Origin of the sequence: Roseovarius gaetbuli (assembly GCF_900172365.1) — a bacterium.
Taxonomy (GTDB): Bacteria; Pseudomonadota; Alphaproteobacteria; order Rhodobacterales; family Rhodobacteraceae; genus Roseovarius; species Roseovarius gaetbuli.
The window spans coordinates 1-11,985 of sequence record NZ_FWFJ01000066.1 but is presented as its reverse complement, the minus strand read 5'-3'; the positions used below and the strand labels follow the sequence as shown (position 1 = coordinate 11,985).

12 protein-coding genes are annotated in these 11,985 nt (G+C 54.9%); 3 read left to right on the top strand and 9 right to left on the bottom strand.

Annotation, left to right across the window (positions count from 1 at the left end; genetic code table 11):
* A partial coding sequence (locus ROG8370_RS20790; protein WP_212580121.1) for a hypothetical protein occupies window positions 1-205 on the bottom strand: 205 nt, incomplete at its 3' end.
* 59 nt (window positions 206-264) lie between these two features.
* Between ROG8370_RS20790 and ROG8370_RS18620 the strand changes: the two genes are divergently transcribed.
* Window positions 265-1,299, top strand: coding sequence for an IS110 family RNA-guided transposase (locus tag ROG8370_RS18620; protein WP_085828643.1), 1,035 nt, complete (start codon window positions 265-267; stop codon window positions 1,297-1,299).
* A 589-nt stretch (window positions 1,300-1,888) separates the two neighbouring features.
* Here the strand turns inward: ROG8370_RS18620 and ROG8370_RS18615 are convergent.
* From ROG8370_RS18615 to ROG8370_RS18580, 8 genes are all read right to left on the bottom strand, one after another.
* Window positions 1,889-3,427, bottom strand: a complete 1,539-nt coding sequence (locus ROG8370_RS18615) for an AMP-binding protein (RefSeq protein ID WP_085828642.1) — start codon at window positions 3,425-3,427, stop codon at window positions 1,889-1,891.
* Between the two features lie 5 nt (window positions 3,428-3,432).
* On the bottom strand, window positions 3,433-4,449 hold the full coding sequence (locus ROG8370_RS18610; RefSeq protein WP_085828641.1) for a zinc-dependent alcohol dehydrogenase family protein: 1,017 nt from the start codon (window positions 4,447-4,449) through the stop codon (window positions 3,433-3,435).
* A gap of 3 nt (window positions 4,450-4,452) precedes the next feature.
* On the bottom strand, window positions 4,453-5,577 hold the full coding sequence (locus ROG8370_RS18605) for an acyl-CoA dehydrogenase family protein (protein ID WP_085828644.1): 1,125 nt from the start codon (window positions 5,575-5,577) through the stop codon (window positions 4,453-4,455).
* Window positions 5,574-6,530 (bottom strand): branched-chain amino acid ABC transporter permease, encoded by a 957-nt coding sequence (locus ROG8370_RS18600; protein WP_245827507.1) that lies wholly within the window; start codon window positions 6,528-6,530, stop codon window positions 5,574-5,576. The genes ROG8370_RS18605 and ROG8370_RS18600 overlap by 4 nt, the downstream gene beginning before the upstream one ends.
* Window positions 6,530-7,387, bottom strand: coding sequence for a branched-chain amino acid ABC transporter permease (locus tag ROG8370_RS18595; RefSeq protein ID WP_085828639.1), 858 nt, complete (start codon window positions 7,385-7,387; stop codon window positions 6,530-6,532). Before ROG8370_RS18595 ends, ROG8370_RS18600 begins: the two co-directional genes overlap by 1 nt.
* Window positions 7,388-7,458: 71 nt before the next feature.
* The gene (locus tag ROG8370_RS18590) at window positions 7,459-8,658 is read right to left on the bottom strand and encodes an ABC transporter substrate-binding protein (RefSeq protein WP_085828638.1); all 1,200 of its coding nucleotides are present in this window, start codon (window positions 8,656-8,658) and stop codon (window positions 7,459-7,461) included.
* Between the two features lie 27 nt (window positions 8,659-8,685).
* A complete protein-coding gene (locus tag ROG8370_RS18585; protein ID WP_085828637.1) occupies window positions 8,686-9,387 on the bottom strand; it encodes an ABC transporter ATP-binding protein in 702 nt (233 codons plus the stop codon).
* Window position 9,388: 1 nt separating this feature from the next.
* The gene (locus tag ROG8370_RS18580) at window positions 9,389-10,156 is read right to left on the bottom strand and encodes an ABC transporter ATP-binding protein (protein WP_085828636.1); all 768 of its coding nucleotides are present in this window, start codon (window positions 10,154-10,156) and stop codon (window positions 9,389-9,391) included.
* A 149-nt stretch (window positions 10,157-10,305) separates the two neighbouring features.
* Between ROG8370_RS18580 and ROG8370_RS18575 the strand changes: the two genes are divergently transcribed.
* Together ROG8370_RS18575 and ROG8370_RS21675 are read left to right on the top strand one after the other, a co-directional pair.
* Complete coding sequence (locus tag ROG8370_RS18575; protein ID WP_085828635.1) at window positions 10,306-11,205, top strand: LysR substrate-binding domain-containing protein; 900 nt, start codon at window positions 10,306-10,308, stop codon at window positions 11,203-11,205.
* A 376-nt stretch (window positions 11,206-11,581) separates the two neighbouring features.
* Window positions 11,582-11,890 (top strand): NAD(P)-binding domain-containing protein, encoded by a 309-nt coding sequence (locus ROG8370_RS21675; RefSeq protein WP_139838224.1) that lies wholly within the window; start codon window positions 11,582-11,584, stop codon window positions 11,888-11,890.
* Window positions 11,891-11,985 lie beyond the last annotated feature (95 nt).

The following is an 11,985-nucleotide window of genomic DNA, read 5'->3' as shown; positions in this document are numbered from 1 at the left end:
CCTCCGCAAACTGGCCAAGATCCTTCCTGCACCGCAGCAAACGCGCAAAGCCTGATAGAAAAGGCGCTCGCGCTCTGTTCAGAACCACACTTTCTGCAACAGCAACACGTTGTTTTTCCACAGAATCGGCGGATTCCGGACCTTCGCCGCGATGCGCGTCGACGTCAGCTTTGCGGGACAAAGCATGGGTAATCGGGCTGACCATGATGATGGGTCAGGTTCTTGTTAGGATTGCAGCATCGACTGCAATTTGAGGAGAATGAGATGGATTACTATGTTGGATTGGATGTGTCGCTGCGGACGGTTGCGGTTTGCGTCATTGATACGGACGGCAAGCATGTCTTCGAGCGTACGGTCGAATGCGAGATTGATGACATCGTGCGGTGCCTTGAGGAATTGCCAGCCTCAAGGTTACGCGTTGGTTTTGAATCCGGAGCGATGAGCCAGCATCTTTACTTTGGCCTCCGGGCAGCTGGTTTTGATGTTGTCTGCATGGAAGCACGACAAGTGAATGCGGCTCTGTCAGCCATGAGAAACAAGACCGATAGGACCGATGCGCGCGGTATTGCGCAGGTGTTACGGTCCGGATGGTTCAGCGAAGTCTTCATCAAAAGCCGGGAAGCCCACGCACTGCGTGCCCTGCTCAGCAGCCGCAAAGCGATCCAGAAGAAGTGTATTGATCTGGCCAATGAGGTTCGCGGGCTGTTCAGAGTCTTTGGTTTGCGGCTCCCATCCCGTGTCGATCAGGGGTCGTTTGATGAGCGCGTTAGGCCGTTGGTGGAGGCAGATCCGGATCTGTCTCATGCACTTTTGCCACTGCTTGATGCGCGGGTCGTGCTTTACAAGACGTACCGCGAATTGGACCGGCGTGTGAAACAGGCCGCAAGTCATGATGAAATTTGCCTACGCTTCATGGCGATTCCCGGTGTTGGTCCCATCGCGGCACTGACCTTCCGTGCAGCTGTTGATGATCCTGCGCGGTTCACTAGCTCTCGCACCGTCGCTGCGCACTTCGGGTTGACGCCGCGACGATATCAATCCGGCGAAATGGATAATCCAGGCCGCATATCAAAAGCAGGTGACAGGGATGTGCGCGCCACGCTCTATGCCGCAGCAAATGCGATGATGATGCGATCCGTTGCGAGTTCTGAGATCAAGAGCTGGGGCTTGCGTCTGATGCGCCGCAAAGGACGCCGCCGCGCGGTCGTTGCCGTTGCAAGAAAGCTGGCCGTTATCATGCATCGCATGTGGGCCGACAACACCGAGTTCCGTCATGGGAAAGTGGAGGGCGCTGTATGACCTGACAAGCTACCAAAACCAATGATGGGATCGTCCCTCACCGGACGAGGTCTGTGGATGACGCCGAATATTCTCACTGCGCAACTTGAAGCGCGAGACAAAGCGGGGCGCTCCACGTCCAATCCGACACATGCATGCAGCGGTCCAACCGAACCGGACCATCAATGACTGCGAAGAGAAGTGTGACCCGGATGAGAGACAACGATCCCAACAAGACGGAAATCAAACGATGAAATGAACTTGACCCAAATGCCCGATTAGCGAAGGGTGAATTCGCTGCACATGCGCCAACGACAGCTTTTGGCGTATTCTGTTGAAAAACTCCGCTACGCCAAAATCGCCTCGGAAACTTGGAACACTGTTCTCGTCACAGGCCAATTGACAAACGGTACTTCCAGAATGGCGTTTTAGCGGGACAATATTCTGCTGATCTTGCCCTTTCGAGCGATCAGGCGAGTTTTTCAACGGAATAGGCGCTTCGCGTTTGCGAAAATCGTGACAAATGGCGTAGAAAATACCTTAACGCCTGTTCAGCGTCCTGCGGCAATGGATGTGATGTAATTCACTTTGGAGTACATCTGTCCGACATCTAGTTCTTTCCCCAATACTCAGATCTTAACACGCGCTTGTACATTTTACCCGTAGCTGATCGCGGCAACGTGCTTCGAAATTCAATACTACGTGGACACTTCAAAGCAGACAGTTTTGAGCGGCAAAATGCCATCAATGTCTCAGCCATCCCTTGCGCGTTTTCATGTTCGGGAACCAATTGCACAACGGCATGAACGGCTTCACCAAAATCCTCATGGGGGATGCCGATGACGGCGGCATCAAGCACTGCGGGATGGCTCAGCAGCGTGTCTTCGGTTTCTTGTGGGTAGATATTCACGCCGCCAGATATGATCAGAAATGACTTTCGATCGGTGAGATACAGATAACCGTCATCATCCAATCGGCCGATATCGCCCAGTGTGGTCCAACCCTGCACATTGGTGCAGGCGCGGGTTTTTTCGGGGTCGTTATGATACGCAAATTGCTGGCCGTTCTCGTAGTAGATTTCGCCTGTAGTTCCATTCGGCACTTCGTGGCCATCTGCATTGCAAATATGCACCACGCCCAGTTTTGCGCGACCGACTGATCCGGGATGCGCGCGCCACTCGAGGCTGTTAATCGCCGAAAACCCGTTATTCTCAGTACCCGCATAATATTCGTGAATAATGTCGCCCCACCACGCTAGCATTTCATGTTTGATCTCAATTGGACAGGGAGCTGCCGCATGAACCGCAATGTCCATAGAGGAAAGATCGTAGCGCACGCGTACAGCTTCGGGTAGTTTCAGCAGGCGTACGAACATCGTCGGCACCCATTGGCTGTGTGTGATCTTGTAGTGTTCGATCAGGCGCAATGCTGTTTCAGCATCGAACCGGTCCATGATCACTGCGGTGCCACCCATCTTGATTGTCACCATCGCATGTCTGAGCGGTGCTGCGTGATAAAGCGGGGCGGGGCAGAGATAGCGTGTGTCGTGGCCGTATCCGAACAAGCCGTTCAGCAGATCAACCAACATGGTGCGCGTGCCTGGCAGCGCATTTTCCAATGGCCATTTGATGCCTTTTGGACGTCCCGTTGTGCCCGAGGAATAGAGCATATCAAGGCCCTGTGCCTCATCTGGGATTGGCGTTGCCTTGTGATGTGTGGCTTCCTTATGCCAGTCGGGGTAAGGGCCGTCACTGTCGCCGACAATCATGACCTTGCATAGGCCTTCACGTACGGGCACCAAGTCAGGAAGGATATCCGTAAACCGATCACTGGCAACCAGGAACCGCGCATTGCAATCGGCCAGAATATATCCGATTTCGTCCTTGTTCAGATGCGTGCTGATGGTCGTATAATATACCCCTGCGCGATCTGCGGCAAAGCAGACTTCCAACATTTCGCGCCGGTTCTCCATCAAGATTGCGATATGATCGCCCTGATTGATACCTTGGGCACGCAACACATGCGCCCCTTGGTTCGCACGCGCCTCCAACATACCAAAGCTGACAATCTCACCGCTGGCGGCCATGATAAATGCGGCCTTATCATGGGGATGCGCACGGGGTTGATAGGGGTGAGATTTGAAAGACATTTGGATCAGAATTGAATAAGCGTCTTGCCGAAATGACCGCCATTCCGCAGATGGTCCATGGCGGGCTTGAAGTCTTTGAAGGCAAAGACGTCGCCTAGAACGGGATGCAGTTCATGTTGCGTCATAGCGCGCAACATCGCCTCGAACCCGTCACGGTGCCCTACTGTGACGCCTTGCAGACGCACCTGACGCGCCACGATAGGCCCCAGCGAGGCCTCTATGTTCAATCCCGACAGCACGCCGATCATCGACAGCGTCCCACCCGGACGCACCGCACGCAGCGAAAGTGGCAGCGTTTTCGCGCCACCCAACTCAATGATGTTGTCATAACCGCCTCTATCCGCGGTGATGGGACGGCTGGCGCGGACCCAATCTTCCGTTGTTTGGTAGTTGATCGCGGCATCTGCGCCCATTTGAGTTACACGCGCCAGCTTTTCATCGCTGGAGGAAATCACGGTGACATGCGCGCCGTGCATCTTGGCAAAGGCCAAGGCAAATAGGGCCACGCTGCCGGTGCCTTGCACCAATACCTTGTCGCCTGCGCGGGTTTGACCGTGGGTGGCGATCGCGCTCCATGCGGTCAGGGCGGCGCAGGGCAATGTGGCCGCTTCGGCGTCACTCAAGTAGTCTGGTATCTTGACCACGCCCTCGGCAGAGAGGCAGACAAGGTCAGCCATGACCCCATCAAGCGGGCCACCTAAGGCTGAGGAAAACCGCTCGGGCGTTGGCTCACCACTGGTCCAGTTCTGGAAATATGTCGGGCAAACACGGTCACCGACCGAGACCCGCGAAACCCCTGCTCCGACTTCGACCACTTCGCCAACGCCGTCTGAAACGGGGATCAACGGCAGCTCGCCCGTTGCGCGCCCGTAGCCACGGTCCGGCACTATCAGATCACGCGCATTCAGCGACGCCATTCGCATCGCCACGATAACTTGACCGGGACCACAAAATGGTTCGGGCCGCTGTGAAAGCTTGAGATTATCAAATCCCCAATCACTTTCGATTTGGAATACACGCATGGTTTACGGCCCTTTCTGAGCGGTCAGTCGGGCCACTCTATCTTTGAGAATATTGGTGGCCCCATCGGTGAAACCCGCGATCTGTGCGGCGGCGATATGGCGGGCAAACGGGCGTTCGGGCCGCAGCCCCTCGGCCCCCATCAGATGCAACAGCTCAGGGAGGTATCTTTGAGCACAGGTTACCGCCTCAATCTTGGCTTGCGCTGCTGCCAACTGGGCGTCGCTGGCTGTGTTGACCAGATCTATGGCCCGAGCGGTAAGTGTTTGTGAGCTGTTCAGCGCAGCCTCCGCCGCAGACAAAGCTGCCTGCCAGCTTGGGATGGCGTTCAGCGGTTTGCCAAAGCTGTCGCGGTGTCGGCCATATGCTGCGACATCAGCTATCGCTTGCCCGACCATGCCGTTGCACATAGCCGCAACATAGGTACGCGCGCCGTTAATCTCGGTCAGAATCGCTTTGAAGGCAGTACCGGGGGCGATAAGCATTGCGTCATGCGCGACTTCCACATCTTGCAGGGAAAAACCACCGGTCCCCATGCTGGTCTGGGCAAAGCCGCCATCAATTGCGTAGCGCATCACGCCTTTAGCATTTAGGTCGACCAGGAAGGCACCAATTCCTTTGCTGTCACCGATGCTGCGGCATTGTGCATAGACAATAGACAAGCCCGCATGCCGCCCATTGATAATCCACGTCTTTTCACCGTTCAGCACCCAGCCTGTGTCCGCTTGGATCGCCTGTGTGGTTACGGCTGCAAAATCGCTGCCCGTGCTGGGCTCGGTCAGGGCGGTGCAGGCGCTGATCTTCCCGCTTAGGAGATCGGGGATGTAGCGTTGGCACATAGCATCGGGGGCAATCTCGCTGAGGCGTAATGCGATATTGTGGGTGTTGACCAGTGACATTGCAAAACCGAAATCGGCTCCTGCCAGAATGCTGCAAGCGGCGGCGCGGGTTGCAAAATCGAGGCCTTGCCCGCCAAATGACTGCGGCACCTGCATTCCCAAAATGCCGATCTGCCCGGCCATTTCATAGATCGCCGTATCGGGGGTTTCGCCCATTGACCAATCTGCTGCGGCAGGGGTGAGGTGATCAGCGGCAAAGCTCGTGACGCGGTCCAGAAAGGCTTGGGTCATGTCTTGCCCCGTCCCCATTTGGCCATCAGATCGGTGGTCACACCCACAATTCCGCGCGGCATAAATATCGTGGCAAGCACAAGGACAAGCCCATAAAGGATCAGGCGGAAGCTATCTGCAAAGCGCAGATATTCGGGCAGAAACACCACAAAGAACGCGCCGATGATCGGCCCTGCAATGGTACCCGATCCGCCGATGATCACCGCCAAAATCGCATCAAGCGATTGCGCCACGCCGAAAATCTCGGGGTTAATGAAGCTTTGGTAATGGGCATAAATCGCGCCAGCCAAGCCGCCAAACATCGCGGAAATCACAAAGGCGAACAGCTTGTATTTCCATGCCGCAATGCCGATAGCCCCGACAAGGTCTTCATTCTGGCGGATGGCGATCAGCGTTTGACCGATGCGTGAGCGCACGATCAGGGCGGCAAGCGCTGTCATCAGCACGGCGATGATCAAGACGAAGTAGTAATAGGTTTCGCGGTCGCGCCAATTGAACAGCCCGTCCTTGGCACCTGGTTTCGGGATGCCTGTGATGCCTGCTTCGCCTTGGGTTAACTCGTGAAAATTCATCAGAACGATGAAGATAACCATGTTGAACGCGAGGGTCACAATGGCAAAGTAATGCCCTTTGACACGCAGGCTGGGATAGCCTGTGAGCAGCGCAAAGAAGGCCGTGACAAAAGGGGCAAGTGTGATGGTCAGCCATACCGGCATGTCAGAGTGGATGCCCATCAGTGCGGTGGAATAGGCCCCGATCCCCATAAATCCCGCCTGCACGATTGACACATATCCGGTGTAGCCTTGGATCAGGTTTTGCCCCTGCGCGGCGATCACCCAGATCAGGGCCAGCACGCTGAGGTGCAGGTAATATTTCACGGCAATAAGCTGTGGCAGCAGGATAAAGCCAACCAGCGCCACGGCATAGAATATGAAGGTTCGGTTCAGGGTCATCATGCTTTACCCATCAGGCCTTGGGGGCGGAACAACAGCACGCTGATCATCACCACAAAGGCGATCACGTCCTTGTACGCCGAGGATATGAAGCCAGCTGCAAGCGCTTCGGTAATGCCCAGCACAAGGCCACCGACGACCGCACCGGGGATCGACCCCAATCCGCCAAGTATCAGTACAGCAAAACCCTTGACCACAAGCCCTTCACCAATGCCGGGTGCGATGGCGAAAAGAGATCCGACCATGACGCCTGCGCAAACACCCAGTGCGGTAGAGATGGCAAACACCACCAATGGAATGGTGTTAACATTCACACCCATCAAGATCGCGGCATCGCGATTTTCAGCCACGGCGCGGATCGCTTGACCAGTCTTCGTTTTCTCAACGAACAAGGTCATGGCAAGGACAAGCAGGGCAGCCGCGATGATCACATAAAGCCTGAGTTCAGGGATTGTGACGCCGCCGATATTAAAAACGCGGCTGAGGTTGGTGGGAATGACAACCTGTTCATGGCCAAAGAATTCCAGGTTCAGCCCTTCGACCATCATCGTCAAGCCAAGGGCGACAATGAAAGCGTTGATGTGATTGGCGTCACGGACAGGTCTATAGGCTAGCAACTCAATCAGCACACCAAGGACCATGCCGACAAGCAGTGATACGAGGATCGCAAGCAGCAGTGAAAAACCCCACCCCGTTACGAAAAAGAATGTCAGATAGCCGCCGAACATCGACACCGAGCCATGGGCAAAATGGGCAATGCCAAGAATGCCAAACACTGTGGTCAGCCCCAGTGCAATCAACACATAGACACCGCCGATGGCTACGCCGTTGATAATTTGTTGAATCACCTCTACCATGTCCGGTCCTGCGAATAAGAGGGAAGAAAAAGGGGGCGCAGGCACAGTGCCCACGCCCCATCAGGGAGAGATCAGTCGATCGTGCTGAGGAATGCGGAATAAGCCGCAGCATCAGACGGCAAGTCTTGTATGAAGACCCAGTTGCCGCTCTGCCACTGGAACGCACCGTTTGAAGTGTAGGCTTGACCGTTCACATCAAACATTTTTTCGTCAACAGGAAGATATTGCATCACAACTTCATCAGGCACAGACAACTCGCGCAGAGCAACCGCCACGGCTTGGGTGTCTTCCACCGTGCCTGCCGCCTCAATAGCATCTTTCAACGCATAGGTCTGATCGTAGGCATAAGGCGAGCTCGGCGAAGGCGCTATGCCGAATTCTGCAGAGTAGTTCGCGTGGTAGGCTTTGCCGTTTTCAGAGGCTGACAGTAGCGTAAGCTCTGTCGGGCGCAGGTCCCAGACTCCTTCCATCTGCTCGGATGTGGCAACGCGCAAGAACTGCTCTTCGCTGCCGGAAGTGAAGCCGTAACGCGGCACGTCGATGCCGAGCTCAACCGCTTGGCGGTAGATGAACGCTGCGGGTTCTACATAGCCAACAACAAGGATTGCATCGGGATCTTGCCCGCGAATTTTCGTCAACTGTGGAGACATGTCGCGGTCTTTTAGGCCAAAAGCTTCGCGGCTCACAATTTCGCCGCCCGCTTTATTCAACTCTTTTTCAAACGCATCGACGTAGCTGGCATAGAAACCCACGTCGAGCGCACCCAGAACCGCCACGCGCTTATGACCTTTCTCGGCGACGAAGGTTCCCGCAGCAGCACCAGTATAATCCGCCGGTGGGCGGGTGCGCGTCAGGTTAGGAATTTCGCGGGTCGTGATGGACCGTTCAGCCGCATTGCCAACCAGCATCACGGCATCTTCGTTCTCGATGAAGGACGCAACAGCGCCCGTGGCACCGGAGCAGCAGAACCCGAGGATGTACTTCACACCATCACGGTCAATCAGTTTGCGCACCGCGTTGGAAGCCTCAGTCGGGTTCGCCTTATCGTCATAAGCGATAACTTTGAGCATATAGGTATCGTCGCCGACCTTAATGCCGCCGGATGCGTTGATCTCCTTGGCGGCAAGGTTGACCGCGTTGGCTTGTGGCAGTCCGTAGACTGCGCCGCCCCCGGTCAGCGCGTCACTGACCCCGATATCAAGAGTTTTATCTGCGGCAAAAGCGGCAGTTGCCGTCAATGCAAATGCGGCCGTGATTGCTGTCAGTCTCATATGTGTCTCCTCCCAGAAACGTTAAGTTCAGTGGCCCAGATACGCCTTTGCGACATCCGGATGTGATTGTAATTCTGTGCCTGTGCCACTCAACACGATCTCTCCGGCCTCAAACAGATAGGCGCGGTCCGCAAGGCGCAGCGCCATGGCAGAGTTCTGCTCAACCAACAGGATGGTTTTGCCCATCTCTTTGATACGCTGGATCGTGGCCCCCACTTCGGCGACAATCTTGGGGGCCAAGCCCAATGAAGGCTCGTCAAAGATGCACAGCTTAGGGCGCGCCATCAGCGCACGGCCAATGGCCAGCATCTCTTGCTCTCCGCCCGAAAGCGTCCCCGCGGCCTGGTTCGCGCGGTCCCGCAGGATGGGAAACATATCCATCATCTCGTCCACATCGCTTGCTTGATCAGCGTCTGTGCGGGTGTAGGCCCCCATGCGCAGGTTCTGCAGCGTGGTCATCTGCGGAAACACCTGACGGCCCTCGGGGCACATAGTGATGCCCGCTTTGACGATGGCATGGCCACTTTGATTAGTGATATCGCGCCCTTCAAAGGTAATGATGCCGGCACTTGCAGGAACTAACCCGCAGATGGCCTTGAGGGTCGAGGATTTGCCCGCGCCATTGGCCCCGATCAGGGCAACACATTCACCTTCACCAACTTCGATATCAATGCCGTGAATAACTTCAATCGGGCCATAGCTGACACGCAGGTCTGAAACTGTCAGCATGCTAAGCCGCCTCGCCGAGATAGGCATCAATCACAACCGGATTGTTGCGAATTTCTTCGGGCGTGCCTTCGGCAATTTTCTGGCCAAAGTTCAACACGACGATGCGGTCACTGACGTCCATGATCAGCGCCATGTGATGCTCGATAACCAGCACCGACACGCCAAGTGCGCGGATGGACTTGATCAGTTCACTCAGTGTTTTGCGCTCATGCGAGACGAGACCTGCTGCCGGTTCGTCGAGTAATATGACCTTAGGATCGGAAGCCAACGCCGTCGCGATCATCAAGAACCGTTGCTGCGCGGAACTGATTGTGCCAACGCGGGCGTGTTCGACGGGTTTGAGGTTGGTAATCTCTAGAATATGAGCCACCCGTTCTTCCAGTGCCGCGTCTTCGTCGGCCTTGCGACCAATGCCAAAGACCGACGACAATGGATGCGATGTGCGGGTGACGTTGCTGCCCAGTAGCACCTGTTCACGAACAGTGAATTCGCTGAAGGTGCTGGCGGTCTGGAAAGTGCGTGCAAGCCCCTGTGCAACCCGAGCGTACTCAGGCAGGCCATCGATTTGCGCGTCGCCCAACGTGATCTTGCCAGAGGTTATTGCAAAGATCCCTGCGAGGCTGTTGACGGTTGTCGATTTGCCCGACCCATTGGGGCCAATCAGGCCAAGGATTTCGGCCTCGCGCACTTCGAATGACAAATCACGGATTGCATGAACGCCGCCGAACGATTTGCACAATGTGTCCACCTTAAGAACAGGCGCTTTCATGGAATCCCCCCTCCGCATATCTTTTGCGGTTACCTGACGGTAGCGAGGATGCCGCGCCTTGCAAAATTCAAAGATTTAGTCCTTATTTCTAATTATTAGATAGATAGGATCATTGCTGTTCAATCGAAGCGGGGTGCGAAGAAGCCAGAATGATTAAAAATATCAATTCTATTCAAGTATTTAACGTTGCATCTGAGACGGGGAATGTCACTCGTGCTGCACAATTGCTGAATATTAGCCAAAGTTCTGTCAGCTATCACATCAAAAAATTGGAAACCGATCTGGGATATTCCCTGTTTCGGCGCACCAAGCAGGGCTTGGATCTGACAGAGGAAGGTGCCGTATTGGCGAGCCATGTCGAGAAGGGATTGAACATGATTCAGACGGGGCTGGAGCGGGTTGCCAATCAGGCGGGCTCCGTCAAGGTAGCCCTGCTGCCCATGTTTTCGAGCCGTTGGCTATCTTCACGCTTGGGTGGCTTGATGGAACTGCAACCCGATCTACAGCTGTCGATGCACAATCATAACAACAGCTTCGCACGGATGCATAATCCGGCCAGTTTTGCGGACCTTGGGATCCAATGGGGCAAAGGCAATTGGAACGGCTTCGCTGTGCATCGCTTGTGGCCTGAAAAACTTGCGGTGGTATGTAGTCCGGCCTATCTGGCCACCCACCCAATCAGTCGACCCAAGGACTTGCTTTTGTGTAATCTGCTGCATGTAGATGACAACCGTATGTGGGAAGAATGGTTGTTGATGAACGGGGTGAAGGCAAGTGCAACGCAGGCGCAAATGATGTTGGAAGATCGACACTTTCAACTCAGTTCAACCATCAATGGGTTAGGAGTGTCGTTATTTGCCTCCTGGCTGGTTCAGGAAGAACTGAAAAGTGGCGTTCTAGTGAACCCCTTTGGGCGCAACTTTGAAACATCCTTTGCGTACTACCTGATCGTACCCAAAGGCGAAAAGCCTTCCAAGCCCGTAGAGCAATTTTGCGATTGGATGCTGAAAATTCGAGGGACGCAGGCAGAATCAGTTTATGGAATCTAATGTCTGTTCCCGTCGCTTCGCTTCCATTGGCGCAGGTTGCAGCATCTGTCAAAATGGGCTCTGTGCCGTCGTTCAGCGCCTCGTAATCTGATGGCCGCTTCAAACCGCGCAACTTCCGGTCTCCTCTTCATCCGATTGAAAAGAATGAAGCTTCTGAGTCTTAGGAACGGCTACTTTCGGGACGCGGTTCAAACTTGATCCGCTGCGTCGCCGCAAGACCGGTTTGAGCCGAAACCGGATGTTGGTGAGGAATTCACATGATCTCCAAGCAGCCTTTCTCAATCAATTTTGACATTCGCCGCAGAATGAGAAAAATCCCTCCGAAACAATGATGGGAATATCATGGACAAGATCGGTGTCATCGGATTAGGGCGCGATTGCGGCGCGCATTGCCTCGCAAGATGTAGAAGTCCACGGATGGCCACGTAGCGGTCGTCGCACTGAAGGGGTGTCGCCAGCTGACGATATTTCGACTCTGGTGGCTCTCTCAGATGTCATTGTGAACAGTCTTTTCGACGACAAAGCTGTCGCCGAGATTCTGGATGCCTTGCTCGATTGCGACCTCACCAACAAGCTCATCGTAGAAACAAGCACTGTGACTGCAGCGCCGCTGACAGAGCGCTTGGAGCGTATCGAGGCAATAGGTGGCGCTGTGAATCGCCCCGGGTTTACCGGAGACCTATAGCTTCATTTCACGCGACCATATCGAGCACGTCGCGCTGTGCATAGAAGTTCTCTTCAGCCTCTGCTGGCGGAATGTTTCCGATGGGGCCAAGCAGG

Excerpts from the sequence above, each read along its gene's own strand:
- ROG8370_RS18585 (WP_085828637.1), bottom strand. The coding sequence starts at position 9,387 with ATGCTGACAGTTTCAGACCTGCGTGTCAGCTATGGCCCGATTGAAGTT.
- ROG8370_RS18600 (WP_245827507.1), bottom strand. The coding sequence starts at position 6,530 with ATGACCCTGAACCGAACCTTCATATTCTATGCCGTGGCGCTGGTTGGC.
- ROG8370_RS18610 (WP_085828641.1), bottom strand. The coding sequence starts at position 4,449 with ATGCGTGTATTCCAAATCGAAAGTGATTGGGGATTTGATAATCTCAAG.
- ROG8370_RS18595 (WP_085828639.1), bottom strand. The coding sequence starts at position 7,387 with ATGGTAGAGGTGATTCAACAAATTATCAACGGCGTAGCCATCGGCGGT.
- ROG8370_RS18615 (WP_085828642.1), bottom strand. The coding sequence starts at position 3,427 with ATGTCTTTCAAATCTCACCCCTATCAACCCCGTGCGCATCCCCATGAT.
- ROG8370_RS18590 (WP_085828638.1), bottom strand. The coding sequence starts at position 8,658 with ATGAGACTGACAGCAATCACGGCCGCATTTGCATTGACGGCAACTGCC.
- ROG8370_RS18580 (WP_085828636.1), bottom strand. The coding sequence starts at position 10,156 with ATGAAAGCGCCTGTTCTTAAGGTGGACACATTGTGCAAATCGTTCGGC.
- ROG8370_RS18575 (WP_085828635.1), top strand. The coding sequence starts at position 10,306 with ATGATTAAAAATATCAATTCTATTCAAGTATTTAACGTTGCATCTGAG.
- ROG8370_RS18620 (WP_085828643.1), top strand. The coding sequence starts at position 265 with ATGGATTACTATGTTGGATTGGATGTGTCGCTGCGGACGGTTGCGGTT.
- ROG8370_RS18605 (WP_085828644.1), bottom strand. The coding sequence starts at position 5,577 with ATGACCCAAGCCTTTCTGGACCGCGTCACGAGCTTTGCCGCTGATCAC.